The sequence below is a fragment of the Fimbriimonadaceae bacterium genome (assembly GCA_019638775.1).
Taxonomy (GTDB): domain Bacteria; phylum Armatimonadota; class Fimbriimonadia; order Fimbriimonadales; family Fimbriimonadaceae; genus JAHBTD01.
This window is the reverse complement of sequence record JAHBTD010000002.1, coordinates 140350-166518: the sequence shown is the minus strand read 5'-3', so window position 1 is coordinate 166518 and position 26169 is coordinate 140350. Positions and strand designations below refer to the sequence as shown.

General features: G+C 53.8%; 22 protein-coding genes. 8 read left to right on the top strand and 14 right to left on the bottom strand.

Annotated elements, in window-relative coordinates; all coding sequences use genetic code 11:
* Position 1 precedes the first annotated feature (1 nt).
* Positions 2–898: a hypothetical protein gene (locus KF784_06950; protein MBX3118787.1), complete on the bottom strand. Its 897-nt coding sequence runs from the start codon at positions 896–898 to the stop codon at positions 2–4.
* A gap of 283 nt (positions 899–1181) precedes the next feature.
* Between KF784_06950 and KF784_06945 the strand changes: the two genes are divergently transcribed.
* The 3 genes from KF784_06945 (at position 1182) to KF784_06935 (ending at position 4029) form a co-directional block, all read left to right on the top strand.
* Positions 1182–2084, top strand: a complete 903-nt coding sequence (locus KF784_06945) for a hypothetical protein (protein ID MBX3118786.1) — start codon at positions 1182–1184, stop codon at positions 2082–2084.
* Entirely contained in the window at positions 2081–2779 is a 699-nt protein-coding gene (locus KF784_06940) for a glycosyltransferase family 2 protein (protein MBX3118785.1), read from the top strand. The genes KF784_06945 and KF784_06940 overlap by 4 nt, the downstream gene beginning before the upstream one ends.
* 209 nt (positions 2780–2988) lie before the next feature.
* Positions 2989–4029 (top strand): deoxyguanosinetriphosphate triphosphohydrolase, encoded by a 1041-nt coding sequence (locus KF784_06935; GenBank protein MBX3118784.1) that lies wholly within the window; start codon positions 2989–2991, stop codon positions 4027–4029.
* A gap of 115 nt (positions 4030–4144) precedes the next feature.
* On the opposite strand, the gene KF784_06930 is transcribed toward KF784_06935, so the two are convergent.
* From KF784_06930 to KF784_06890, 9 genes are all read right to left on the bottom strand, one after another.
* Entirely contained in the window at positions 4145–4864 is a 720-nt protein-coding gene (locus KF784_06930) for a PEP-CTERM sorting domain-containing protein (protein MBX3118783.1), read from the bottom strand.
* Positions 4865–5078: 214 nt separating this feature from the next.
* Positions 5079–5801: a PEP-CTERM sorting domain-containing protein gene (locus tag KF784_06925; GenBank protein ID MBX3118782.1), complete on the bottom strand. Its 723-nt coding sequence runs from the start codon at positions 5799–5801 to the stop codon at positions 5079–5081.
* Positions 5802–6252: 451 nt separating this feature from the next.
* Entirely contained in the window at positions 6253–7050 is a 798-nt protein-coding gene (gene pstB, locus KF784_06920) for a phosphate ABC transporter ATP-binding protein (GenBank protein MBX3118781.1), read from the bottom strand.
* A complete protein-coding gene (gene pstA / locus KF784_06915) occupies positions 7032–7946 on the bottom strand; it encodes a phosphate ABC transporter permease PstA (GenBank protein ID MBX3118780.1) in 915 nt (304 codons plus the stop codon). The genes pstB and pstA overlap by 19 nt, the downstream gene beginning before the upstream one ends.
* Positions 7934–9427 (bottom strand): phosphate ABC transporter permease subunit PstC, encoded by a 1494-nt coding sequence (gene pstC / locus KF784_06910; GenBank protein MBX3118779.1) that lies wholly within the window; start codon positions 9425–9427, stop codon positions 7934–7936. The genes pstA and pstC overlap by 13 nt, the downstream gene beginning before the upstream one ends.
* Before the next feature lie 75 nt (positions 9428–9502).
* Positions 9503–10351, bottom strand: a complete 849-nt coding sequence (locus KF784_06905; GenBank protein MBX3118778.1) for a PstS family phosphate ABC transporter substrate-binding protein — start codon at positions 10349–10351, stop codon at positions 9503–9505.
* Positions 10352–10384: 33 nt separating this feature from the next.
* On the bottom strand, positions 10385–11860 hold the full coding sequence (locus KF784_06900) for a hypothetical protein (protein MBX3118777.1): 1476 nt from the start codon (positions 11858–11860) through the stop codon (positions 10385–10387).
* A 252-nt stretch (positions 11861–12112) separates the two neighbouring features.
* Positions 12113–12460, bottom strand: coding sequence for a hypothetical protein (locus KF784_06895; GenBank protein ID MBX3118776.1), 348 nt, complete (start codon positions 12458–12460; stop codon positions 12113–12115).
* 41 nt (positions 12461–12501) lie between these two features.
* Entirely contained in the window at positions 12502–13653 is a 1152-nt protein-coding gene (locus tag KF784_06890; protein MBX3118775.1) for a GNAT family N-acetyltransferase, read from the bottom strand.
* Between the two features lie 249 nt (positions 13654–13902).
* Between KF784_06890 and KF784_06885 the strand changes: the two genes are divergently transcribed.
* On the top strand, positions 13903–15972 hold the full coding sequence (locus tag KF784_06885; protein ID MBX3118774.1) for an elongation factor G: 2070 nt from the start codon (positions 13903–13905) through the stop codon (positions 15970–15972).
* A 179-nt stretch (positions 15973–16151) separates the two neighbouring features.
* A complete protein-coding gene (locus KF784_06880; protein ID MBX3118773.1) occupies positions 16152–17306 on the top strand; it encodes a hypothetical protein in 1155 nt (384 codons plus the stop codon).
* A 3-nt stretch (positions 17307–17309) separates the two neighbouring features.
* Here KF784_06880 and KF784_06875 read toward each other — a convergent pair whose 3' ends face one another.
* Together KF784_06875 and KF784_06870 are read right to left on the bottom strand one after the other, a co-directional pair.
* A complete protein-coding gene (locus tag KF784_06875) occupies positions 17310–18167 on the bottom strand; it encodes an HDOD domain-containing protein (protein ID MBX3118772.1) in 858 nt (285 codons plus the stop codon).
* A 258-nt stretch (positions 18168–18425) separates the two neighbouring features.
* Positions 18426–19784, bottom strand: coding sequence for a hypothetical protein (locus KF784_06870; GenBank protein MBX3118771.1), 1359 nt, complete (start codon positions 19782–19784; stop codon positions 18426–18428).
* 189 nt (positions 19785–19973) lie between these two features.
* On the opposite strand from KF784_06870, the gene KF784_06865 reads away from it, so the two are divergent.
* Both KF784_06865 and KF784_06860 read left to right on the top strand, forming a co-directional pair.
* Entirely contained in the window at positions 19974–20909 is a 936-nt protein-coding gene (locus tag KF784_06865) for a J domain-containing protein (protein ID MBX3118770.1), read from the top strand.
* Positions 20906–21310: a helix-turn-helix transcriptional regulator gene (locus tag KF784_06860; GenBank protein ID MBX3118769.1), complete on the top strand. Its 405-nt coding sequence runs from the start codon at positions 20906–20908 to the stop codon at positions 21308–21310. The genes KF784_06865 and KF784_06860 overlap by 4 nt, the downstream gene beginning before the upstream one ends.
* Here KF784_06860 and KF784_06855 read toward each other — a convergent pair.
* On the bottom strand, positions 21307–22590 hold the full coding sequence (locus KF784_06855; protein ID MBX3118768.1) for a DUF418 domain-containing protein: 1284 nt from the start codon (positions 22588–22590) through the stop codon (positions 21307–21309). The two genes, KF784_06860 and KF784_06855, sit on opposite strands and share 4 nt — an antisense overlap.
* A 100-nt stretch (positions 22591–22690) precedes the next feature.
* Here KF784_06855 and KF784_06850 point away from each other — a divergent pair, with 100 nt between their 5' ends.
* Positions 22691–23557, top strand: coding sequence for an alpha/beta hydrolase (locus KF784_06850; protein ID MBX3118767.1), 867 nt, complete (start codon positions 22691–22693; stop codon positions 23555–23557).
* A 37-nt stretch (positions 23558–23594) separates the two neighbouring features.
* Here the strand turns inward: KF784_06850 and KF784_06845 are convergent, their stop codons facing one another.
* Complete coding sequence (locus KF784_06845; protein ID MBX3118766.1) at positions 23595–26090, bottom strand: hypothetical protein; 2496 nt, start codon at positions 26088–26090, stop codon at positions 23595–23597.
* Between the last annotated feature and the right edge of the window lie 79 nt (positions 26091–26169).

Genomic DNA, 26169 nt, shown 5'->3' with positions numbered 1-26169 from the left:
GTCAAAATGCGCTGTCGTCAATGACGATGCAAGAATTGCCGCCGACCCGTACTTCCGTGTTGGCGGCAGTCCACTGATTCCTCACCATCCCTGCCCCAAGGTAGCCAAAACGTGGGGACACGACACTAGAGGTGACCGTACCGATTTTCTCACCTTGGGGAGATTCGATCGTGACGCCTTCTTCGATCAGCCCTTCGCTAGTAAATCGCACCCACGTTTTGTTGGTGTGTCCTCGGCTATGCATTCGCATCAAGATCTCTTGGCCTGTGTAGCAGCCCTTGGTGTAGCTGATGTGTGAAGCTTCGTACCTTGCGCCCATTTCGGGAGGCAGGGTCTTCTCTGTCATGTCTTTCTCAAAACGAGGAAGACCGTCTTCAAGGCGAGCCATCTCAATCGCCTCGGGTCCGATCTCAAGCCCTGTTGGCACCCACTGCGATCCTGATGGGACCCAAACATTGCGGGGTCCGGCAGTCATGGTTACGATGGCTCCGGAGGGCAAGACTTCATGGGTGATCCCAAGAACGAATAAGTCAAACCCTGCCGACAAGTCCTTCCCTTCGACATCCTCCATGATGACCATTGTTTCGATTCGCTTCATGACCGCCGCCACACTGACACGATCCGTTTCGATCAGAATTCGATCCTTGTCTTCATAAAGCGTGACGTCGGCGAGAAGTTGGCCCGTGGGTGAACACATACAAGCTTGAAGCGGCGCATCTACGGCGAGCTTGCGAACGTCGCTTGTAACCTGACCTTGCAGCCAATCGTGGATGTCCTCCCCACGCAGCTCGACGAGGGCTTTGGACGTGTCGCGGTACCAGCCTTGGCCGGCGCGCAGGCTTTCGTAGTCCTTGGCGATTGCGGGCTCTAAGAGATGGAGATAGGGGAGGTTGGTCATATTCGCGTAATCCGTAATCCGTAATCGGCAATCGGCAATCAACAATCGGCAATCAGCGATCAGCGATCAGCGATCAGCGATCAGCAATCTGCAATCTGCAATCAGCGATCAGCGATCTGCAATCTGCAATCAGCGATCTGCAATCTGCAATCTGCAATCAAGGATATCCGTTCACTGATGACTGACATTTTCCCCCGATTCCCTACTACGCCGTGCGGACCGCGTTACAATTCACCATGCCCCAATGGCCCGGTGATTTTCATACAGTTTGTCGAGGTTGCCGATGATTCCTATCTTCGCGCTGGGGCTTGGGCTCCTGTTCGGGTTGGGGAATGCGGAGGTGAAGAGCTTTGAGCGCACAGCTGCACAAGACATTCTCTCCCGGCTGGGCGGACCCGATAAGAAGGTTTCGGTTCACACCGAGCTCAACGGCATCATCGGCGGGCCGATGGGGGATATCAAGCGGGCAACCATCACTGCATCCGACTTTACACTCGACTCCCTTCCCCTCTTCACCGAACCCGAACGCTCCCAAAAGGGTGTCCTTCGAGAGCTCAATCTGAAGCTAAACAACTTTAGTTTGGGTGGCTTGCGGATTGAGGAGCTTGAGGCCAAAATCCCTGACTGCCGCTACGACTACGCACTCGCCATCTCGAAACGCCAAATCCGCCTCAGCAAAAGCGGTGAGGGGGTTGGCGTGGTGCGCATCTTGGAAGAAGACCTTGAGGCGTTTATCCTCCACAAGTTCCGTGAAATCAAGCAGGTGAGCGTTCGGATCAGAGATGATTACGCCTTTGTGGAGGGTTTTGGCGAGTTTATCTTTATCAAGACCGGCTTTTTTGTGCTTGCCAAGATCACCTCACCTGACGGGAATCGGTTGATGCTCACCAACGCAAGAATTGTGTTTGACGACGGTCCCGCCAGCGAAGCAGCCAAGCAGGCTTTGCTGCACAGTCTAAACCCTGTGGTCGATTTGAACAAAGATTTGAACCTTTTCGGCGCAATAACGGTTGAGAAGATAAGTTTGGAACGTGGTGTGCTGGAAGCAAGCGGCAGGACAAGGATTCCGGCGAGGCCGGAGGATTCACTTTTGAATAGGTCTGATAAGACGAATATGTCCTATAAGACACACCCAAAGGGCATAGGACCGAGTCCGGTCATGCCGAGTATATTGGTAACTTCATGAGCGACGCCGAACAGCCCCTGGTCTCCATCCTCGTTCCCGCATTGAACGAGGAAGACACCATCGGCGATGTCATCGACCGGTTGCTCGCTCTTCCCATCTCTAAGCAGATCATCATAATCGACGACGGCAGCAACGACCGTACGCCGGAGATTCTGCGATCTTATGGCGACAAGATCACCGTGCTCACCAATCCTGCGCGGGGTGGCAAAGGCAACGCCATCCGCAAAGCGATTCCTCACGCATTGGGCAAGACCGTCATCATCCAAGACGCCGACCTCGAGTACTTCCCCGAGGAGATTCCCGACCTTATCCAGCCGATTCTCGACGGAAAGGCCGCGGTGGTTTACGGCAACCGCTTTGCCCACGGTATGCCCAGCGGGATGGCGCTGCCGAACAAGCTGGTGAACTGGATGCTTGCGTGGTCGGTCCGGCTTCTCTTTTGGCGAAATATCCACGATGAGGCAACCTGTTACAAGGCGTTTCGAACCGATCTCCTGACGAAAATGAACCTAACCTGTCAGCGGTTTGAGTTTTGCCCGGAGGTGACGGCGAAGTCGATCCGGTTGGGCGAGAGGATTCTGGAGATCCCTGTCCGGTATGAGCCCCGGTCGAAGGCAGCTGGGAAGAAGATTCGGTGGACGGATGCGCCGGAGGCGTTTTGGACGTTGCTGAAGCATCGGTTTTCGAGGTTTTAGTAGTCGCACAGGTAGCCCTCTGGTAGCTTAGTGGCTTTGAGGGTGAAGACACTCCACGCAAGACTCCGCAGCGAGCCGCAACGCGATAGTTTTTTGTCTCCACCCCCCGCCCCCTCCTCATCAAGCCTTCGGCGTTGACGAGGAGGGGAGTCCTGTGTGAGGAACTGACGGAGCAGTTCCCTCCCTTACTTCTCGTGCCACAATCATCCGTGTCTCACCGCGTTCGCGAATCCATCGAGCAAGACGAACTTATGCGCCTCTCGCCGTTCGCGGCGAAGGCCGCTGAAAGCCAGGGGCGACCTACTCTCGAAGACCCCGACCCCGTCCGCACATGCTTCCAGCGCGACCGTGACCGCATCCTCCACTCCAAGCCTTTTCGCCGACTCAAACACAAGACGCAGGTCTTTATTGAACCGATGGGCGACCACTTCCGAACGCGAATGACACATACGTTGGAGGTGGCCCAGATCGCTCGGACGATCGGGAGAGCTCTCAGGCTGAACGAGGACTTGATCGAGGCGATTGCACTGGGACACGACGTCGGGCATACACCGTTTGGGCATGCTGGTGAGAGCGCTCTTGATGAGGCCTTGCAAGGGCTTCATCAAAGCGGAGTAGCAGGGATGGAGGGGGCTCCAACCCAGTTTCGGCACTATGAGCAGTCGCTCAAGGTGGTGGACATTCTCACGCCACTGAACCTGACCCACGAGACGCGGGAGGGGATCGGCGGACACAGCAAAGGGCGCAAAGATTTGAGCGACTCTGATGGAGAATCGGTGAGCACCTTGGAGGCGGCCGTTGTGCGGATTAGCGACCGTATCGCCTACATGAACCACGACCTCGACGATGCCCTTCGCTCGCAGATTATCAAAGAGATACCTGCTGATTTTTTGGCTATTGGAGATTCGCACAGTAGGCGAATCGGCGCGATGGTGGAGGATGTGATCCTGAACAGTTTGGACCAGCCCGCGATTCGGCTCTCCCCACCGCTGATGTCCAAAATGAACACTCTCAAGGAGTGGTTATTTGAGTCGGTTTACCTGCAATATCCGGTTATCTTTCCGGACATTTATAAGGCGCAGAGCGTTGTGAAGGAGCTGTTCTTGCACTTCTGCGAGGCTGGGAATCTGCCAGAAGGGTTCGTTGGAGTGCAGGGAGCGGTCGATTATGTGGCAGGTATGACAGACCGCTTTGCGATGGATACTTTTGCCGAGCTGCGGCTTCCGAGCGGGTTTAGGGTGAGTCGGTAAGGGCGCGAGTTAAGGGCTGAGAGGGTTTCACCCCGCCCACTTTTTGTCACGTTCAAAGGTTCCTCCCCGCAAGGGGAGGAACTCTGCACATCATTTGCCGCTTTGGGCGCTAAGTTTACGCCTTCTTTCTCCGACGCAGAAGCGCCAGCGCACCGACACCAAGAACCGCTAGGGTAGCCGGCTCGGGCACGGCAGTCGCCCGAATCTGGATCGCAAAGTTGCCGTTTGTCCAGCCGTCAAAATTTGTGAACTCAAGGTTATCGAGCACATCGTCGGGGATGAAGTCGATGTACATTCCGTTGCTCCAGAAGCTGTCAACAACCGACGATCCAATGTCCGCGTAGCCGCTTGAGAGGGTTCCTGGTCCCGTGCTACTCCAGCGGACTTCGAACCCGTATCCCGTTGTCGGATTTGTGGGCTCCTCATTGAGGTCGATCGATAGCCCGTTGACCGTATAGGAAAAACCGCTTCCTGCCCCAGAGGCATTGAATGTCCCTGGCAGGTCGGTATGCGCAGAACCCGCTAACTCGCCAAAGGCCGGTTCGAAGGTGACGGCGAATAGGTCGACGAAGTTGTAGAAATTGATGTCCACCATCATATTCGAGTACAAACCGGCGTCGGACGCAAATGCAGTGGCTGTGTATCCGGTGATGCGCCAATGTTGTCCTGGGCCGAGCTGAGGAGGGGCGAAGTTGTCACCACTCAGGCGGTTGCCCGGACCGGTGTAAATACCAAATCCTGGGGCAGCGGTGACGGTGTCATATATGGTCACGGCCTGGGCAGCGGCGCCAGTCATAAGAATTGAAACGACGAACAGTGTTTTGTGATTTCGCATGATCTTTTCCTCCAAGACGCTTGGATGATTAGATCATAAGTCGAATCTGGATTGATAAGCCTCACACTTGTCAAACCTGTTAAAATTGCTGGCTGAGGCTCTGATCGAAGTACAGATTGAGATTAGCATTGCAATCAAAGACCTGACCGCCAAAAAAACGGCCCGTGACGATGAAGTCACGAACCGTTTCTTTTAGAGGATTTGATCGTACCTACTAAGCCTTCTTTCGTCGGCGAAGAAGAGCGAGAGCGCCGATGCCGAGGACAGCCATCGATGCGGGCTCGGGAACTGCTTCAAGTCTCCATCCAAGAGCACGGTTTGCGCCGTTGAAGGTGATCGGTCCCATCGTTCCGGCGGGGTTGTTTGAAAGGAAGTCACCCGGAGCGTTGCTGAAGAACACGTTATCCTGTGTCGTTCCGACGCTCGGTGGGTTACCAAACAATCCTTGCCCCATATTGTCGAGCTGAGCCTGTGTTGCACCAGTTGTGCCGGCATTGTTGTCCAAAGCCAAACCTGCCCACAGTTCATTGTTTGCAGGAATCACGAGGCCAGCGCCGAGTGTTCCTGTTACTGTCGTAACTCCAGGGCCAAAGGTGAGCGGGTTGAAGCTAAAACCGACCAACAGAGTGCCTGGGCCACCACCGGCACCATTCGTCTGATGGAAACGAACGCGCATTCGCGCAGAAACCGACACAGCGTTGAAGTTCGCAACGCTAAACTGGATTCGGTTCACAGGTTTGTTAGCAAACGAAGGATTGACGATTAGCTTCTGTGAGAAGAATCTCGTGATCGTGTTCGCGCCAATCACTCCCGATGAACCCTGAGCAATGCCACCACCTACGAAGTTCGCCGTAACATTGTCAAAGCAGATTGTTGCTTGGCTTGCCGCCCCAACAGCAAAGACACCCAGCGTTAAAATAAATTTAGTTCGATTCATATATGCTCCTTCACTAGAGAGAAAGGTCAAGAGCATCATAGATTGTGATTAGTACCACTGCAAGCGGTTTTACAATCAAACTGTTATATTTGCTGGGTTTCTTGACGAAATTCAAGTGCATTTACTGGGGACTTTGGCATAAAACCCGGAATCAGACCTATACATTTTGGTCCATTTTGAACCTAAGTTTGGATTATTCGTTGGTGTAGAGGACAATCCCACAGCAAAAGGAGTGCAAGTGCAAAATCGACCGCAAAACAAGGGGACTAATTTATTACCTTATATTCCAAATCGTGTATTTCATTTTAAGATAACTCGTGAAGCTTGGTCGTGGCCACTGAGCCGAAATTGCACTTTTCAATAATTTCTACAATAACACTTCATATGTACAAATCCATGAATGATGTGCTTTCTGAGACTATCGATCCCGCATCAAAAGTCCTCTACTCACCTACCCAAATCTGCCGCTTACGTAATCTTGCGTCTCTTTTTGGCTCGGTGCGTGAAAGAGGCTTTTGCTTGATCCATGTTCGACGACCTCGCCGAACATGAAAAAGGCGGCATAGTCGCCGATCCGCTCGGCTTGCTGAAGGTTGTGCGTCACAACAACAACCGTGTGCTCCTCTTTTAGCTTTAAGATAAGCTCCTCAATCTTAGCCGTGCTCATGGGGTCGAGCGCCGAGCAAGGCTCGTCCATCAAGATGATTTCTGGTCGGACAGCAAGCATGCGGGCAATGCACACGCGCTGCTGCTGCCCTCCAGATAGGGACAGCCCTGACTTCTTCTTGTAATCATCTTTGACCTCATCCCACAAAGCCGCCTCAACCAAGGCTGACTCCACAACTTCGTCAAGCTGCTTCCCTTTCACGCCGTAGTGCATTCGTGGTCCAAGAGCAACGTTCTCGAAGATTGTCATGGGGAATGGGTTTGGCTTCTGGAAAACCATCCCGACGTTTCGGCGCAGGGCGAGGAGGTCAACTCTCTTTGCATAAGGATTTTCACCCTCAATCTCAATGCTTCCCTTAAAGGAGAAGCCGGAGATACGATCGTTCATTCGGTTTAGAGTTCTCAGAAAAGTGCTTTTGCCACAGCCGCTCGGACCGATGAGGCTTGTGACGCGCTTGCGATGGACATCCATCGTGACGTCTTTAAGCGCCTGCTTCTGACCGTAGAACACTTCGACCCCGCGGGTTCGAATGGCGACGTCTTCCGATGTATTCTTGTGGCCGTTCAGCCTTGCAGTTTCCATCGCATCCTTGACCTTAGAATTATCGCGCCCAGGTTGATGACCAACACGAGCATCATTAAAGTGAGACAGGTACCCCATATGGTTTTCTCCGGAATGACTCCACCCTGCCGGTAGCCTTCCGCCAAGTGATACGGTAGGTTTGCGACGGGTTGGAAGAGCGTGTCTTTGCTGAATCCAAGTTGTGCGGTCGAATAGTAAATGCCCGCAGTAAACAATATTGGCGGTGCTTCGCCAGCGGCTCGACCGGTCATCAACACCATGCCAGAGAGGATTCCCGGCATGGCGTTGGGCAGGACAACCTTTCGGATTGTCTGCCAGCGAGTGAGGCCGAGCGCTAAAGATGCCTCAATGAGAGAGTCGGGCACGTTCTTGATCGCATTCTCGGTGGTGAGAACGATGACCGGGAGCGCAAAGAACGCGAGTGTCAGCCAACCAGAAAGCAAGCTGATCTTGAAGTCAAACAAAAGGACAAAAACTGCAAGGCCAAAGAGACCGTAGATGATCGACGGGGTCGCCGCCAAGCTGCTGACGCAAGCATTGAAGAATGCGGCAACCCTGCACCTGCCCACGTACTCGGCAAGAAAAATCCCGCCAAAGATGCCAAGAGGAAGGACGAGGAGCAATGTCCCTCCCATCAGGAGCAAGGAGCCTCGAACCATTGGCCCGATTCCACCGGCGGTCATTCCATCAACAGGCGGGCTGGTTAAGAACTGCCAGCTCATCGCGGGCGCTCCTTTGAACAGGATCGTCATAATCAGACCTAAGATCAAAAGCGCCGTGGCAACACCAACGATGGATAGAGCGCTCGTATAGAGTCGGCTCTTCCTCATGCGGGCTGCATCGCGCAAAGCCAGCAACTCGCGCGAAGGGATGTAGGCAAAGCTTAGTGTCGCCATGATTGCTTCCTCCCGTATCGGAATCCCATCAGATTGATGGCGAGCGTCAGGACGAACAGAGTAAGGCCGAGAAGGAAAAGGTGCCCGTAGTGTGGCCCTTCAAAGGTGACGTTCCCCATTTCAATGCCGATCGTGTCGGGGATACCGCGAGTTGGCTGCATCAGATTGCCAACGGCCTCTTTTGGACTGCCAAAACCAGGCATTCTCGGCGTTCCACCGCTTAGAATCCAAACGATCATCGTCTCGCCTACTGCTCTGGCAAAGCCTAAGAGAACCGCCGACACAATCCCCGACCTCGCAGCAGGCACGATCACCCGTTTGAGCTTTTCACGGTATGTCAATCCTAGAGCCTCGGCCCCTTCTCGGAGGCCGTTGGGCACGATTCGGAGCGCATCCTCAGCAATCGTCATGATGGTTGGGATGAGCAAGACCGCCATGATAATTGCGGTCGGCAGAACAGCGCGGCTCGACTCCAATCCAAGTGCTGGCGCAACATACTTTTGAAGGGCAGGAGCCACCAGCATCAGTCCGAAATATCCAAGCACGACCGTCGGGATACTGGCGAGCATTTCAATAACCGGCTTAAGCCATTCGCGCAGCCTGGACGGGGCGAGTTCGCTTACGTATATCGCAGCAGCGATCGAAATAGGAGTCGCAAGCAGCAAAGCGAGCAACGTAATCGTCAGAGTTCCCACAAGCAAAGGAACGAACCCATATCGAGGGTGTGCGAGTGTCGGCCCCCAGTCTGCTCGGAAGAAGTTTACGAGCGTTGCAACAATGCCGCCTGCTTGCGGCTTGGCAGTGACTGAAAAGACATATCCATCAAGCCGGGCGTCATCGGACTCTGCGATATAGGTTGGGATTTCGATGCGACCTCTCGGCTGCTTCTTGAGATCTATATGAACAGGAGGAGCCTCTGCGCCTTGCGGACCTTTGACAAGTTGAAGACTAAGTGCATGAGGTGTGAGGGAGGGATCACATCCCTCGTCGGGCTCCCAAGCCAAGACCATCTTCGACTCCTTGTACTCGGGTGTCGCGAAGCCAAACAGTAAGAACTTTTGAGCTTGGCTTGCTTTGAGCGGGGCGCGCCAATCGTCGCGATAGAGCTCCTCACGGGAAATTTGAGACAGATCGCCGGTCAATGCCGTGCCGCTGCCAAACATGCTCATGCCCGAAAGCTGCTCGAGAGTTGGCATCGTGATGGATTCTTCTTTCTCGTCCAAGCCCTCTGCGCCTTCAATGTGAGCCGTGATGACGCTGGCATTCGGGTCCATCGCGATATCTTTCTCATATTCGCCAACGGTCGGCTGAAGCGCGAAGCGAAATCCGAACGTGTACTTCCGGTCGAAAGCGTACTTTGATTCGTGGACAAGGTAGTAACTTAGCGCGGCGATGACCACAAGGAGAATGCCACCCGAGGCGTAGACGAGGCCCTCAAGGACCTTTTCTCCCCAGTTCGATCTTCTTTTAAGTCTTCGCATTTCTATAACAAAGAGAAGCGGACTTGCCCCGACTCACAATGAAGTGGTCGGGGCATAGGATTCACGGGCTGGCTCTTATTTCAGGCTGTAATAGCCAACCTCTTCACAGAGAGCCTGACCCTTGGCCGATAGCGCAAAGTCGATGAACTTCTTGACATCGCCGGTCGGTTTGCCGTTTGTGTAGTAGTAGAGATAGCGCCAGATGGGATACTTCTTGGAGCGGACGTTCTCCTCGGTTGGCATGTAGGCAGTGTCTCCTTTCTTTGCTGCCACCGGAATGATTCGCAAGTCCTTTTTGCCCTTAAAATAGGCAACACCGCCATAGGCGATGCCTCCGGCATTGCGCGCAACCTCTCTCACCTCTTCTGAAGTGGAGGGCATGAATCGAACGCTCTTGCCCCAGTTCTGATTCCTCAGAACGTTTTGCTGGAAGAATCCGTATGTGCCCGAGTTCGAGTCACGGCTGAAGACCATGATCAGCTGATTCGGTCCGCCCAGCTCCTTCCAGTTTGTGATTTGTCCAACGTAGATCCGTCGAAGATCATCCATTGTCACGGACTCAATCTTGTTGTCTGCGTTGACGCAGATAGCAAGGCCATCGAGGGCAACGGGAATCTCGTTGGAGATTGAGCCGCGACCCCGCGCTTTATCGACCTCGCTTTTCTTGATCTGCCTCGACGAAGCGCAGATGTCGGTTGTGCCGTTGATAAAGGCGTTGATTCCGATGGAGGAACCTCCTCCACTCACGGCAACGCTCCCACCGCCGGCTTTGGCATACTCCTCGGCCCATCGCTGATTCAAGATCAACAGTGTGTCCGAACCGCGAATAGATATCTGCTTTTGTCCAGCGATGGCAAGCGAGCCACCTCCAACGATAGATGCGATGAGGACAGCAGAAGTGATTTTGATGCTGTTGAATTTCATAAGGTTTCTCTCTCCTTCGTTGCTTGTGCGGAACTAGAACCGGAACTGCAACCGGAACGTGAGGATGTGATAGCGTTGCTGTGCCATCGCCGGGCTACCGACTGCCAGCCGCGTCGCATCTTCGATGACCTCGTAGGCCGCCATGAAACGCGCTGTCGGGTTTAGATAGTGAAGCCACGACACGCCATAGCCCTTGACCACGTTGCCACCTGTATCGAGATTCGGATCGAACTGCTCGTAACGGAAGTTGATCTGGTTCCGATAATTGACGTTGTAGCCGAGCTGGAGCTGGTAGCCGCTCATCTCCGTTCGCGTTCGAGGGGACGAGGGTGTTCCGGTGACGGGGACACGATCTTTACCCATCATCAACTCGCCTCGGATGAAGAGATTCGGGTTAAAAAGCCCCACATAGGTGCCGTCGAGATAGATGAACTCGCGATCCAGCCTTGGGTGAGTCACAGCAGACATGCCTGTGCCCGTGACAAACTTGGGCCTCTCGCCTCGGAACATCGTGATTCCGACGTCGTGATGTGTGCCGTAGTGGCGAAGTCCTGCCGTGACGCCAAGTCGGTTCTCTGGCCCCGGAGCGAGAGAGGACTGCTCGGGGTCTGTAAATGAAAGGGCATCCCAAACACCGGCGTGGACATACGAGTTGTTCGTCAGGCCGTACTTAAAGTTCACGCCTCGTCCTCGCTCGCCATTGAACATTCTTTGGTTGTAGAGGGCTCTCTCAGGGAACTCTCTTTCGCTTGAAGACCTCTCAAGCTCGTAACCGAGAGGAAGCGCCTGCTGACCTGCCGTCACCTGAATGCCAACCTTGTCGAGCGACGGCTCAATGTCGTAGATCAGGAACGCGTCTTTGAGCTGTGCTGTCGTGTTGGTTGTTCCAGTAGCAACGTCAAAGCTGTATTTGAGCGATGTCTTCGAATCGATCGTCTGGGTGATTCCAATGCGCACACGTCGCATGGAGAAGGCATCGGTTGCTCCGCCGCGCTGGTTGGTGTCGCGATATTGAGTCTGAATGTAGCTGCCCCACTTCGTGCGCTTCAGATCGTTAATATCGTTCGTCATGATCGGGAGAGCTTCGTTCTGCCCCTCGATCCAGCCTTTGATCGACTCGACGTCTTCGCTGAGTTTTTGAAGCAGCTCTGTGATCTGAGCCATCTCGTTGACGAGTTTTTTCATCGCCTCAAGCGCGTCTTGACTGGTGGTCAAGTTGCCGCCACTTGCAATGGCTCCGATGCTCTTCGTGACTTCGCTTGCGCGATCCTTAAGCTCTTGAATCTTTGCCGTCTTTTCTTGAAGCTGCTTCGCTACTTCCTTCTTCTTATCGAGTGCAGCCGGCTTCCCCTGTTCCGGCTGGCCGATGTAGATAATCGGTTTGCTTTCTGTCGCTTGATCTTCTTTCGTATCCGGAATTGTTGCGGGGCCCGCTTGTGAGACTGCCGCCACCGGAAGGATGATCATCGACGCTGCAATCAGTTCTTTCCATGATTTTTTGAATTGCATTGACTTAGAATCCCCCACCCATTTTTGGGCACGGGTAGATTCTGTTGAGTCATTATTAAGGCAAGGTAAAGAAGGGACCGCAAGCCCGAAAAACCCTTAACTCTATTTAGGAATTGTTAAGACGTAGGTACGGAGAGTAGCCCACTTCTTAACAATTGAGCAATTTTGCTTAGTAAGGTTAAGAGGATCAGCGATCAGCGATCAGCGATCAGCGATCAGCGATCAGAAATCTGAGATCGGCTCTCTCAGCGATTACTGACCATCGTCTTTTGGCATCTGATCCAGGCTCGTTCCGCCAGCGCCAACTCTCTTTGCCTGGTCCTTCGCTGCCGACCCGACGCTGCCTGCTCCCGACCCTGCCACGCTATCCGTACCGGCAACCGGAGTCATTCCGCCAGCGGCTGGAGAACTCATAGGCGATATTCCACCAGAGCTCTGGGAACCTTGTGCAGACTGCTGCCCACTCGCCGAGGCGCCTGCGGCGGCTTGAGTGGTCGTCGATCCCTTGGACGACGTTGGATCGGCGGCGTCTCCTTTATTGCAGCCTCCGATAAACGCGGCAGCCACGACTGCAAACAAACTTAAGGTCAGTTTCTTCATACGACAAGTCCTTGCTTCCTTCTTTAACGACGCTGAATCGGTTAGAAAAAGTCGGAACAGTGAACAGACGCGGGTGGAAAAAGCCAGGCCGCTCGCTGGTAAGCGTCCTCAGAATCAACATGGATTGCGCCGCACCGTGCCAAAGATTCAAAGTTGGGGTCACCCAAGAAGGCCTGCGTCAGATGCCCGATCGTCGCCTTAATCTCACCGTTTGAAACACGTGTTACTTCGGCGTGCTCGGGACCGGCAACCACGCTCCAACACCCATTGTTCTCACTAATGTCCGCGTCTTCGATCTCCAAAGTGAGGCGAGTAGGCGAATCGCATCGCAGTCTTTCGAGGGCTGACCGCAGGTTGATGATTCGATACATCGCTGGACGCTCAATCTCGATCTTTACCGTCTGGTCCATCGAGCGAGAGAAGTACGGACTCGGCCAAGGCTCGCACCAGGAAACCTCGGACTTGTTGATCCCGAGCGAGGCGATCATGCTTTGGCATGCTTCGTAGCCCTCCCCGGTAGACCATGCGATCTCGTAGATGCTCATAGGCACCCAGAAGCTCATGTCCAGGCGGACGGCGACATACCCTTGGATGGGCTCTCCGTAAGCGTAGATGTGGAACGGCTTATCGCCTCCCATTTGACGCCACCAGTTCCTGTCGCTCCGAATGTTCTGCCCGTTGTAAGCCCGCGCAAAGGCTTCGTAGCAAGGCTTGATCGACTCGAAGTCGCCCATTTTGATGAGCCGCATCGGACGGTCGCTTCTCGGCTTTGGCAACAGCCCAAACGGGCACGTAATCTTGACCCGGCTCCCACAAAGCTCGTACCCTGCCTTCCGATAAAACGGCGGACGATACGCATAGAGCGCGGCAATCTCAAACTCCTCATTGTAATACTGGCGCAGCACACCCTTCATGAAGGCCGTGCCAACGCCCATGCCTCGATGCTCTGGGAGCACGCCAACGGCCGCCACCCCCGCGCAGGGGAGAGTCTCGCCAAACCAGGTGCATTCCATCGAACGGGCAACACATGCCGCGGCAACTTCGCCGTTCACGAGCGCAACGCTGGCGGACAAATCGTCCTCCACTAGATTGTCCGTATTCGGTACGGACTCACCGTCCCGATAGACAATCGACCGAACGTGGTTAAACCCTCCTCTAAACTCCTCTCGAAACGGCAGAACTTCAAGCGACATATTGATGTGAAGAGTACCTGGGGGCTAATTTGAGGATTTTGGATTTTGGATTTCTGATTGCAGACTGTTGACAGCTGAATTCTGATTCGTGATCTCCGATCTCCCAGTTCATATCTCCCGGCTGCAATCCAAAATCCAAAATCGTTGTATTCTGTGTAAACCGATTTTTCATGAATTCGCCGATAAAGCAGGGCATCAGCGCCCGGACGTCGAATCAAGAATCAACCCTATTCCAAAGGAGGTACATAGGTGAAAACTTACACACCTGACAAGATCAGAAACGTTGCCATTGTAGGCCACGGAGGCGCGGGAAAAACGATGCTCGTCGAGCATATCCTGTACACCTCCGGAGCCGTCGAACGCGTCGGAACTGTCGAAGCCGGAACAACACAGAGCGACTTCGACCCGCTGGAAATCCGTAGAAAAATCAGCGTCAGCGCATCGGTCATGCCGCTTGAATGGCACGGACACAAAATCAACCTCATCGATGTGCCGGGTTACCCAGACTTTATCGGCGACCTGCATTGTATCGCTCGTGTCGTCGAGTCCATGATCATCGTCTGCGAAGCGAAGGCCGACTTGGACGTTGGATTTGATCTTGCCTGGGAAGTCGCTGAGGAGCATGGCCTCGCGAAGTGCATTTTTGTAAACAAGCTTGAGCGCGACAATGCCGACTTTGTCGGCCTCATGAACACGCTTCGTGCCCGATACGGACGCAAGGTCGTTCAGGTTCAGTTGCCCATCGGACACCAGGCCGCATTCAGTGGCATCCTCGACCTTCTCAATATGAAGGTCTACAAAGGGAAAGACCGTGGCGAAGAGATGGAAGAGATTCCTTCGGGCCACAAAGAGGATGCCGAACTCCTCCACGAGCAGCTCGTTGATGCAGCGGCAGAGGGTGACGATGAACTGGCGATGAAGTACCTCGAAGGCGAAGCCCTAACTCCCGAAGAGGTGGAGCACGGTTTGCTGATGGGCGTCGAAAACGGACGCGTCGTCCCGATTTTGATGGGGTCTGCCCACAGCGGTATCGGTGTTGCCACTCTGCTGGACAGGATCGTGGGCGAATTGCCCTCGCCGGTGGATATGCCGCTGAAGATCGGAGAGCAATCTTACGCCTCCGATCCGGCTGGTCCCCTCGCAGGATTTGTGTTTAAGTCAACAGCCGACCCTTACGTTGGAAAAATCAACTATGTGCGGGTTTTCAGTGGCACCCTCAAAGCTGATGACCACGTGCTGAACATCAACCGTGAGCGCGACGAGCGTCTGCACAACCTCTATTACCCCCACGGCAAAGGGCAAGAGGCGGCACAAACCGTTCCGGCAGGCGACATTTGCGCGATTGCCAAGCTTCAGGACACGCACACGGGCGACACACTGACCACCGTCAAAAGCAAGATCATGTGCGACCCGATTAACTTCCCCGAGCCGATCTATAGGGTGGCTATACGTCCGGCAACCAAATCCGACGAGGACAAAATGGGGCCCGCGCTAGAAAAGCTGCTTGAAGAGGATCCGACGCTCAAGTACATCCGTGAAGGAACGCTGCATCAAGAGATCCTCGCGGGGATGGGCGACATCCATCTCGACACGGCTATCGAAAAACTGAAGTCGCGGTTTGGCGTGACCGTTAGCATTGAGGAAGCCAAGGTGCCGTACAAAGAGACTGTTCGCTCCACAGCCAAGGCTCAAGGCCGCCACAAAAGACAGACCGGAGGCAAAGGCCAGTTCGGGGACTGTTGGCTTGAGCTGACCCCACTTGGGCGTGGTGAGGGCTTTGTCTTTGAGAACAAAGTCGTTGGAGGCTCTATCCCCAAGAACTTCATCCCTGCGATTGAAAAGGGCATTCGCGAAACGATGGAGAAAGGGTTCGTCGCCGGATATGAAGTTGTCGACGTGAAGGCCACCGTTTACGATGGCAGCTATCACGACGTTGACTCCAGCGAAATGGCGTTCAAGATTGCCGGATCGCTGGCGTTTCACGCCGCTGCCGATAAGGCAACTCCGACGATTCTTGAACCGATCATGAACCTTGAGGTTGACGTGCCTGACGACTGTGTTGGCGACGTTGTCGGGGACCTCAATACTCGCCGAGGGCGTATGCAGGGCATGGACCAGATAGCGCCCGGCAAGACGCGTGTGCTTGCCCAAGTTCCTATGGCGACGATGATGCGCTATGCGCTTGACCTTCGATCCATTACGAAGGGTCGGGGCAGGTTCAAGCAGACTCCTTCGCACTACGACGATCTGCCGCACAACGAGCAGCAAGCGCTGGTGCAGGAGTATCAGAAGAACAGAGCCGCCGAGTCGGAGCATTAATCGGGAAGTAAGGGTTGTAAGAGGTAAGGATTGTAAAGCTGACGTCACATTGGAAACTTCGTGAATGGCGTTGCAGTCCTTCCCTTACAATCTTTACATTCACCACACAAGCTGCAAATCAGATTCGCGTTTGCGCTAGACCGGAACTCCCGGCCTCCAAAATCTTGTAGGCTAAAGCAATGCGAGGACTTTTCTCGATGGGCATGCTCGCCGCCCTTGCCGTGATTCCTTTTATTGGGTCGGCATTCGTATCGGCTGACAAGACATCGCCCGTTCAGGTTGAATATGCGGCGGCGCCGAAGTCGCTGGGCGATCCAATCCCCGGCCTAACGACAGAGGAAGAGGACCTTGCCATCCGCGGATTGTATCTGTTCCGGTGGGATTTGTGGCGCAACGACGCTTCTGCCAAGGGCTTTAACGGACGCAACTGCGTAACCTGCCACATCGAACCGTACTACGGCGGGGGCAGCAGAAAGATTGATGATGCTGTCGCATTCAAGCAGAGCGAAACAGATCCGACGGGCTGGGAATTGGTGCACAAATTTGTACGCAGTTCAAGCGGCAGATTTGAAAGAACTCCACCACCAGAGGACGCCGAGCTAAGGCGAGCGCCAATGCTCTTTGGCGGTGGCCTGCTCGAAACGGTGACTTCTCAAACGCTTACGGCTATGGCGGACCCCGAAGATAAGAACGGCGATGGCATCTCCGGTCGAGTCCACGCTATCGGTACCGATATTGGACGATTTGGCTGGAAGTCTTCGGCAGCTAACCTCGATACTTTTGTGGTTACAGCCTTCAAGAACGAGATCGGAATGGTTGTTCAACCCTTCAATCAGCGCGACTTTACCGGCTTGGGATCAGGGCAGATTAAGGCCGTTGTGCATTATCTGCGAACTCTCGGACCGCCACCAAGACCACAGTTAGACGCTGAATCTGAAAAAGGCAAGAAGCTATTCTCCCAGATTGGTTGCGATAGCTGCCACAAGCCTGAGCTTAGGACCGGGACGTCACCGATAAAAGCGATCAGCCAGAAGACGATCCAGGTTTATTCCGACCTACTGCTTCACGATGTCGTCACAAAGATCAAGGCGAGCCAAAAGCAAAGCCCGGAGCTGCACGTTGTACCGAAACAGATCGGCGTTGGTGAATACCGAACTCCTCCTCTGTGGGGACTTGGACTTTGGGAAGGGCCGTTTTGGCATGACGGCAGCGCAGCCACCATTGAGCAGGCGATCAGTTTCCATCAGGGCGAAGCCACAGAGAGTCGGAAGAGATATGAACAGTTATCAAAACCCGATCAAGATCGCTTGATAGGATTTCTTAAGAAGCTGTAGGGGTTATGCCGCGCGAATCTGGAAGACGTCCTGAGCGCGCTCAATCTCTTGGATCATCACGTTCTTGATGACTTCAAGCTGGCCTTCGGGCAGACCCAAAAGCTCAAGCGCCGTCTCGTCGTACCTGGCCTCAAGCTTCGGCATGTTGTTCGCGAATCCGCATTGATGCGCCATGGTGTTCGCGATGGAGACGATGGCTGTCGTTTCCTTATACTGGGGGTCATCGCCAACGCTGTGGTGATAATGAATGGCGTGTGACATCACGGGGGGCAGAGACCATTTTTCGGCGAGCAGTCCGCCAACTTGGGCGTGGTCAAAGCCAAACATAAAGTTCTCGACCTCATGGATGGGCATCAGGTCGGTGTGGCTGTTCTTGATCGCAGAATCGAACTCGGCTGGGCTGAAACGCTCAAGAACGAGCATTCCCACGTCGTGCAGGATTCCCGCGCTATAAAGCTCTTCGGCCTTGGAAGGATTCTTGATCTTGGCGAGAATGCGGGAGCCGGTCGCAACGGCGAGGCTGTGTCTCCAGAATTCGAGCTTACAGAAATTCTGGGAGCTAGCTCGGGAGGAGATAAGCTGTTGGTAGGCCACGGCAGTGACGAGCGAGCGAATCGTGCTCAAGCCGAGAACACTGATGGCGCGTCCGATCGAAGACACATGGCTGAAGCCGTAGTAAGGCGAGTTTGCAACGCGAAGGATTTTTGCCGTGATTCCAGCGTCGCGCTCAATGATCGCTTCCATCGCTTTTGGCGATGAGTTGGGGTCATCTGCCAGCTTGATAACCGAACTGACAACCTGAGGCAAAACCGGAAGGTTTTCGCTACGGGAAACTTTAATGGCCAAGCTTTGGAGATCCACGAATCTTATTGTCGGCACGTTAGCTTGCCGGACTTAACTTGTCGCCCACAAATTATTAGGAATTTAGGCAAATACTGCAGGAACCGCTCTGACAATAATCTTGGTGTATAGCGCCACAACGACACTTCGGGATGATCTCCCCAGCTTATTCGGAAGAGATAAGCTGATAACGCTCCTCATCTTTGCGAGCGAATCTTTTCCAACAGAACGGCTCCTCTATGTCCAGTCTAATGCAAAAGGGCGGTTTGGATTCAAGCTCTAACTCCCTTCGGGTGCAAAGGTGCCAACCTCAACAAACTCGGGCTTGGCCTCTTCGGTCGCCTTCGCAGAAGCGACCTTTGATTGAGAACGGTGGTAATCATCGACACGTGAGACGATGTACTCCACGATGGCATCCTGACATGGCTCCCACCCAAGCAAGCGGCTATGCCGGATCGGTGTGTCGTTGTTTGGGGAGAATCCCGTGTAGATCGGGACGTTTGAAAAGGTTTTCTCAACACTAACTGTCCGCTTCATGAGGACACTGAACGGGATTCCAAGTCCAAGTTGCGACTGCGCCAAGAACGCGACAAAAAAGCGGAATATTCCAAGGACAGTCAGGGCAGCCACACCCATTCCCAAGAGAATCAAGGCCGCGCTTCCTATTCCATCCTCTCTGATTGTCGTTGCCTCATCTCTCAGTACGATGGCAGACACACAGGCAACAACTGGAACGACGAGAGCCATTTTCCGCCAAGTTTTGAGCTTGGCCTTTGGGCGAATCATACTGGCGAGCCAGATTGACAGCCAGTGAACCACCCCTATGCAGAAGACGAGACCGATAACCCATGACACATGTAGCCACGATTCGGCTGCCTGATTCAACCTCGCCAACTGATCGATACTCTTGGCTCTGTCCATCTCGCTAATGATGTACATAAAGAGCGTCACCGGGATACCGATCCAAAGCAGCCCGTAAATAGAGCCCGCCCAAGACAAGAACTTTAAGGCTTGTGCCCATAAAGCTGTGTAAAGGCCTGCTTCATCAAACGCCGAGCTGGCTAAGAACAAACGCTTCCGGTCTATCTTTATGAAGTCGAAGTCGGCTTCATGGCGTTTGAGATCGAACAAACAATAGACGGGCACCGCCACGGATAGGAGACCGCCGATAATGCCAGACAGCAGAACGTTATCGAGAAAGACCCAAGAGATTCCAAACAGGAGGAGACCCGTTATGAGAAATGTCGTGAAGGAGATCAACTTCGAAAACCAATCCGACTCAGGTACAGCAGTCACAATGAAGGGGGTGGACAACGACACGATTCCGTTTACTGGCTCGCCTGTGCCTCTTTCTTTCTCTGCAATCAGGCTCACGGTCGTACCGTGGCTGTGGGTGACTAAGAAGACAGCGTCGTACTTGTCCTTAACACTCGCGAGGTAATCGTTCAGCTCTCTTGCGCCCGCTTTCCGGCGGCCGTGAGTATTGTTGAACGCGGGCAAGATCTTCTTTGGCCACTTAAAATCTTGATGAGTGACGTTGTGATCTTTTAGGGAGCTAATGATTTTCGCATCCAGCTCTTCTGTATTTAGATCTTGAGCAAATGTACCGTGGACATACAAGACAAGAATGTTAGACATATAGCCCCCAACCGCTACTCTTACAACAAAGATTAGCACCATAAACTATCAAATTCAACGACAATTTTTTGCTTGTCTGTGTGGCAACTCCAGCGCGAACGCGGGCCAATGAAGACAATCGTCCCATCCTGAAACCTTTGTTTGCACTTGAGCGTTGTATACTCATGTCGTTGAACACAAGGGACTAACATGGCAAAGGATTACTACGATATCCTTGGGGTCGGACGCAAGGCCGACGAGAAAGAGATCAAGACCGCCTATCGGGGCTTGGCACGCAAGTACCATCCCGACGTCAACCCGAATGACAAGTCTGCTGAGGCCAAGTTTAAGGAGATCAGCGAGGCCTACGAAGTCTTGAGCGACCCTGAGAAACGCAAGATGTACGACCAGTTCGGCGCGAACTGGGAGAACGCGAGGAATTTTCAGGGGGGCTTTCCAAACACAGGCGAAGCCGACTTTCACTTTAGCGGTCAAGGCGGTGACTTCGGCACGATCTTCGAGCAGTTCTTCTCGGGTTTTGGTGGAGGACGAGGCACGAAGATCAATATCGAAGACCTTCAGACCGCGCAGCCACGAGACGTTGAAAAGGTAGTTGAGATCACCCTTGAAGAGATCGACAAAGGCACAAAGCGGGTTCTGACCTACCAAACTGCCGACTCGGTACAGACTCGTGACGGCGCGATCAGCACGATCCCCAGCAACAAGAAAGTCGAAGTCAGTATCCCTGCCGGTATCACCGAAGGGAAAAAGCTGCGCGTTCCTGGCAAGGGCGCTGCTGGGATTCGCGGACGAGCGGGAGACCTCTATGTCACGATCAAGTGGGCGCACCATCCCACCTTCAAACCGATGGGGGAGCATCTTGAAGTTGAGATTCCCGTCTCCTTCACAACCGCCGCTCTTGGCGGTGAGGTGAAGGTGCCAACCTTGCGGTCTACGCTGTCGATGAAGATCCCGGCGGGGGCGCAGTCGGGGCAGACATTCAGGCTCGCCAACCAGGGCATCTCGCGAATGGGTAGCGCCAGGAGCGACCTTCTGGTGAGGATCAAGATCACCGTACCAAAGAGCCTCACCGAAGAGCAGAAGAAGTTGCTCAAACAGTTTCAGAATACGGAGGCTAAATCATGAGACAGGAAAACCAGCCGGTCTATATGATCGGGGTTGCCGCCCAGCTTTGCGGCGTTCACCCACAGACTCTGCGTCAATACGAACGCCTTGGCTTGGTAATACCGAGCCGCGTTGGCGCGAAGAACCGGCTGTACAGCGAACTCGACATCAACCGTGTCCGGCAAATTCAGCGACTTACCCAACAGATGGGTGTGAACCTTGCCGGGGTCGAAGTTATCCTACGGCTTCTCGACGACATGGACATCATGCGAGCAGATTTTGAAATGCAGTTTAGGGAGTATGTGGGCGAAGCTGAACGCCGAATCCAAGACCTGCTAAGCGATTCAAACATGCCGATTCGCAAAGGCGACTCTCTGTTGCCCGTTCCGAACTTCACCGTCCCCAAACGCCCTGACGTTTAGGCAGGATTTTCCGCCTTCCGAATGGGCATGCGGCGGCCTTCGGTGAGACATCGCCATATCCACTCCATTGGGCCGATGCGGAAAAAGCGCAAGTAGATCGCCGAGAACGCGATGTTCACAACCCACACAGCAAGAACCACGCTAAGCATGCCGACGCTATCAAGTTTGCCAAACAAGCCAAACCCCCACGAATAGAAAAGGGTTGTACAAATCAAGGACTGCAAGAGATAGTTGGTCAACGCAAGCCGTCCAACGTTGCCAATGAGCTTTTGTATCGGCGCAAGGAACTTCGTTCGCGACCAGGCCACAACCACGCTCAAATATCCCACGGCTAACAGCGGGCCGGTTAAGAACTCAGGAAACATTAAGAGCGTCCTTGTGTCTTTAAGGTTCCAACCTATCCAGACCAACATGCTTAGAGGCAGGCCCAGACCGAGGCCAAAGCCTGCCATTTTCTTCAGCGTTGCACCGTTTTGTTCGGGTTCGCTGAACAGCCCCTGCTTAGAGAGCTCGAAACCAATCAAGAACAAGAGGGTAAGAACCGGAGCGAGAATAATGATCTGAGCAAGGGAGTAGGAGTAGACGATCCCGCGAAATTCCAATTGATCGAGATAGGAACCAAGGGTAAAGATTTTGGCTTCATCCCCAGCAAAGAGGGCGCCGGATTCTTTGCTCATGAGCACGTTCATCAACGCTGTCATGGCAACGATAAACAGACCGGCAAGCACACTCAAACCCGCCGAAACCCATATCGCAATCTGCCTCGCCCGGTCAGAAATCGCGGCGAGCAAACACACTCCAAAGGAGATGCCAGCATAAGCGGCAAGGATATCACCGTACCAAATGAGGTAGCCGTGGACGAGCCCAATCAGCAGCAGATAGAGCGTTCTCTTTAGATATCCGCCGGGCCAGTTGCCCTCGATCTTGCTCCGCTTTGCATACTGCATATAAAGCCCAGCGCCAAAGAGGATAGCCAGCATTGCGCGGAATTTTCCGTTGACAAAGGCGAGGCTTAGCATCTCAAACAATCTGTCGATTCCGACAGTTGGCTCAGGAGCGCTGGCCGTCATCTCGGTCATGGCGGCTGTGGCAAAAGCCCCGATGTTTGCGAGGAGAATCCCCAAGATGGCTACCCCACGGGCAAGGTCGAGCGAGGCGAATCTTTCGCGCACCGCTGGCTCTATCGGCGTGTCTTTGGGCAAAAGCGGCTCTGTTGGAGCTTCGTTGCCATAATCAAAAACAACCGGAGGACGCAGTTCTGGAGTTTGCATAATGCCCACGCACTGATGAATCTTTAAGGCAATCTACCAAAAACCGACTCGTTCGTCCAAGCGAAAGCGTTAATATGGTGAAAGAACCCCTTTCTTTAGGAGCCCTTTTATGCTAACAGCCATTCTTTTGCTTGCCATGGCTCGGCCTGGCGTCGAGAACGACATCGTCTATACCCGTGCCGGTGGCGAACAGGTCAAGATGGACATTTACTCGCCCGCTGGCGCAACGGCAAGCAGCAAGCTGCCCGCTGTTGTGGTCATCCATGGTGGAGCTTGGATATCCGGCAAGCGCGAGGATATGACGGTGATGGCGAAGAACCTCGCCGACAACGGCTTTGTTGCCGCAAACATCAGCTACCGTCTCGCACCCAAGCACAAATATCCCGCGATGCTGGACGACGTTCAGACCGCCGTACGATTTTTGCGAGAGAACGCTACAAAGTACGGTATCGATCCGAAGCGGATCGGTGCGGCCGGAGCCAGCGCGGGGGGACATCTATCCCTTCTTCTCGGTTCGATGGACACTCGCGACCCCAAGCCAGCCGAATACCCCAACCAGTCCAGCCGAGTTCAGGTCGTTTGGAACCTGTTCGGACCGGTGGATATGACGCTTCCCTTCCCTCAGAACGTTGACGTGGTCTTCCAGATGGTTCTCGGAAAGAAGAGAGAAGATGCGTCAAAAGAGCTGAAAGAGGCGAGCCCCCTCACCTATATCAACAAAAATACCTGCCCCGTTTTCACCATCCAAGGCCTGGCCGATCCGCTCGTGAATCCGCAGCATGCTCGTGTACTGGACGAAGCGCTTAAAAAGGCCGGAGTCGAACACAAGACTGTCTTTATTGAGGGCATGGGCCATGAATTCAGGATTGAAAAACCTGAAGTGATGAGTGCGGCTACCGACGCGATAGAGTTCTTGAAGAAGAACTTGGGGCTCAAAACCAAGCCAGCGGCAAGAGGCGGCAAGCAGGCTGCTTAGGCTGCTTATAACCACCGATTCATTAACGAGCCTGTTTTCACACAGGCTCGTTCAAACATTGCTCATAGACCGTGGCCGCCCAAAAGAGCAGGACCGTTTCATCTTTGTATACGTCGTTGTGTGAACCTTGAGGAAGGGCAGGCCCGGCAAAAACAAGACGGCTGCCGTCGATATTGAGCACTTTCTTACCCTTTGGGTCCCGCCCTATACGTCGGATACGGTCGGCAAAGTTGGGGGATTCGATCAACGATGCTGATGGGAGGGGCTCACCTATTAGAGGCGCCGGATGAGGATCACCAAGCCACAACCCAACATAGCCTGCTGACTTCCGGCCTAGATTCGCCAGCGGGTACCAGAAGCTATTCGCCACGTCGTAGCGGCTATAGATACTTGCCACACAGCCCTTGACGGTGTCGAGCAATACATTCTCCTTTTCGTACCATGTGCTCATAAAGGCGCCATTGATAGTGCACACCGTCTGCAGCTTCAACATTCTTTCTTTGGGGGTGGACTCTGGCGTCTCTTCGTTCTCCTCGGTATCGATCGGAGATTCAACTAAATCCTTGTCATTCGCGATCCACCGCGCCGCATTGGCAACAACGAGTCCGCCGTGAGAGTGGGCCAAGAGGTGAATCCTTGCCCCAGCAAGGTTGTTCGCTCTCTTGTTCTCCTTAGAGTCTCGCTGTTCTTCGTCGACAATGCCCTTCAAAAATCGAAAGACGTACTCACCCGTCACCGTAGCCTTCCTGCTCATCCGCCAAAAGGCGAATTGATTCTCGATGGCGACCCAAAGGGGACGTACCCGTTCGTCGCTTTTCATCATCTTTGCAACGACGATTGCCGGAAATCGGGCAAAGCCTAGAAGGATCTTTCGAGGGGTCTGTACGCCGAATCTCCAACGGCTGCGGAAACCTTGGCGATAAACGCTTGGCGCCTCTCCCGCCTTGCCAATACGCTCTTGGAACTGGACACGAGAGAAGATGAGAGTGAAGATTGACAGGGCTGAAGCTCCGGCCCAGAGCGACCACGCCGCTATGTTGTCGGATGGTAACCCAAGATTGAAATATACGAGGCCGCCCGAAATAGCGATCATTGCCAGCAGCGCGGGCATCGTCGCAAAGAAGGGGGTTACGAGACAGTAGAGCAGGATCGGGATGGCGTGAACAGTCTGCAACAGAAGATAAATGAGCGTTCCGACAGCTTTTAGTCCACCCTTCCGTCGCGCTTTGCGCCACCGCGGGTCGAGGCTTTCTTGTGCATCTTCCTCGCCTTGCATATACTCTCGATCTCTCGAAGTGAGGAAGATAACCCCAAATATCAGCCACAAAATAGCCGTCCAAACTCCAATCCAGAAGGCTGCCTGACTGAGGGTCGTCCAAGAAAGAGATTGTGGGAAGACCTCCTTGACGACTCGAGTGGCAAGGTTCATCACCCCTTCTTTCAAGGCTTTCGACTGGGTAATGAAGCCGATAACCGTGGCTAAGCCTGCACCGGCAATAACCACATTGATAATCATCATCAGCCACTTTGTGACGGAGACAAAGCGTGAAGCATCGTCATCTTGCTCGGTTGTTGCCTTTTGATTGTCCGATTCGTGATAGCAGGTCCACGCAATCGTCAGGACCTCCTCTTGCGTGACGTTCGCTGGACGTCCCGGGCCTGCATCGTAATCGCTCGGTCGGTATTTGTTCAGCATCGCACCAAGGTCGTAAGCGTCGCTGCCGAGGCGGGGCGCAAACGGATCAACCTCCGGGGCGCTGAGCTTTGAGAAGAGATCGAATAGATCTTCAAAATCGCTCTTCATCTCGGCTCGTATCTTCGGGCTGATGGGTGCTATCGGCTCAAGTCTCTCTTCGACAAGCCGCATAAACGAACCCTTTTCTTTTCTGCCTGAGTAATCCACCCAGTCGTCTTCGCCAGTATCGGAGTGATAGTGAACAGCAAGGAAAAGCGGGTTGTAGCCATCCGGTACGTGCTTTAACCGACCTCGGGCAAACAGTTCCGAGAACCTGCTCAGAATCCGGTCGTATGCGGATAGGGCGCTGTAGAAGTTTCGATGCCAGCCGTGGCTGAAAATATAGACATCCGTGATCGGGCTAGTCTTGTTACGGACCACTTCGCTGACATTTTTGCGCGCTTGCCCGAACGACTCTAGTCCGTTCGGCGGTTGCTTTTTGCGCCGTCGAAGAAAGAGTTTGACTGGGCTAGAGGATTCCGGCAAAGGTCGAAGTTTCGTCTCGTCTTTGGGGTCGACGTAGGCTCCCGATACCAAGTCATCCGTGATTGGGATGAGGCAGTACGGGCGGGAGAACCGTGCATCGACGATCTTCCACGCGGGCGCCTCCACAACTGGAGCGGATTCAGTGACGTTGATCGAAGAGAAATCGACGTCCGCGTCTGACTCCACAAGCTCGGTCTTTGACACGACCGACTTGAAAATCGACTCAGAAACAGCTTGAGCCTCTACCGCCTCTTCAGCAGGTTTGCTCAACTGCTCGTAAGGCCCAATCACAAAAAGCTTGTCGTTCGACATACCATCCTCGCCAGCCCACTTAACTATAGATCAATAACGGGTGCTTGCACTCCAATCTATCAAGTTGAACGCCGAGAGT

Excerpts from the sequence above, each read along its gene's own strand:
- KF784_06845 (MBX3118766.1), bottom strand. The coding sequence starts at position 26,090 with ATGTCGAACGACAAGCTTTTTGTGATTGGGCCTTACGAGCAGTTGAGC.
- KF784_06865 (MBX3118770.1), top strand. The coding sequence starts at position 19,974 with ATGGCAAAGGATTACTACGATATCCTTGGGGTCGGACGCAAGGCCGAC.
- KF784_06890 (MBX3118775.1), bottom strand. The coding sequence starts at position 13,653 with ATGTCGCTTGAAGTTCTGCCGTTTCGAGAGGAGTTTAGAGGAGGGTTT.
- KF784_06905 (MBX3118778.1), bottom strand. The coding sequence starts at position 10,351 with ATGAAATTCAACAGCATCAAAATCACTTCTGCTGTCCTCATCGCATCT.
- KF784_06880 (MBX3118773.1), top strand. The coding sequence starts at position 16,152 with ATGCGAGGACTTTTCTCGATGGGCATGCTCGCCGCCCTTGCCGTGATT.
- KF784_06945 (MBX3118786.1), top strand. The coding sequence starts at position 1,182 with ATGATTCCTATCTTCGCGCTGGGGCTTGGGCTCCTGTTCGGGTTGGGG.
- KF784_06860 (MBX3118769.1), top strand. The coding sequence starts at position 20,906 with ATGAGACAGGAAAACCAGCCGGTCTATATGATCGGGGTTGCCGCCCAG.
- KF784_06925 (MBX3118782.1), bottom strand. The coding sequence starts at position 5,801 with ATGAATCGAACTAAATTTATTTTAACGCTGGGTGTCTTTGCTGTTGGG.
- pstC (MBX3118779.1), bottom strand. The coding sequence starts at position 9,427 with ATGCGAAGACTTAAAAGAAGATCGAACTGGGGAGAAAAGGTCCTTGAG.
- KF784_06930 (MBX3118783.1), bottom strand. The coding sequence starts at position 4,864 with ATGCGAAATCACAAAACACTGTTCGTCGTTTCAATTCTTATGACTGGC.
- KF784_06870 (MBX3118771.1), bottom strand. The coding sequence starts at position 19,784 with ATGTCTAACATTCTTGTCTTGTATGTCCACGGTACATTTGCTCAAGAT.
- pstA (MBX3118780.1), bottom strand. The coding sequence starts at position 7,946 with ATGGCGACACTAAGCTTTGCCTACATCCCTTCGCGCGAGTTGCTGGCT.
- KF784_06850 (MBX3118767.1), top strand. The coding sequence starts at position 22,691 with ATGCTAACAGCCATTCTTTTGCTTGCCATGGCTCGGCCTGGCGTCGAG.
- pstB (MBX3118781.1), bottom strand. The coding sequence starts at position 7,050 with ATGGAAACTGCAAGGCTGAACGGCCACAAGAATACATCGGAAGACGTC.
- KF784_06950 (MBX3118787.1), bottom strand. The coding sequence starts at position 898 with ATGACCAACCTCCCCTATCTCCATCTCTTAGAGCCCGCAATCGCCAAG.
- KF784_06895 (MBX3118776.1), bottom strand. The coding sequence starts at position 12,460 with ATGAAGAAACTGACCTTAAGTTTGTTTGCAGTCGTGGCTGCCGCGTTT.
- KF784_06900 (MBX3118777.1), bottom strand. The coding sequence starts at position 11,860 with ATGCAATTCAAAAAATCATGGAAAGAACTGATTGCAGCGTCGATGATC.
- KF784_06940 (MBX3118785.1), top strand. The coding sequence starts at position 2,081 with ATGAGCGACGCCGAACAGCCCCTGGTCTCCATCCTCGTTCCCGCATTG.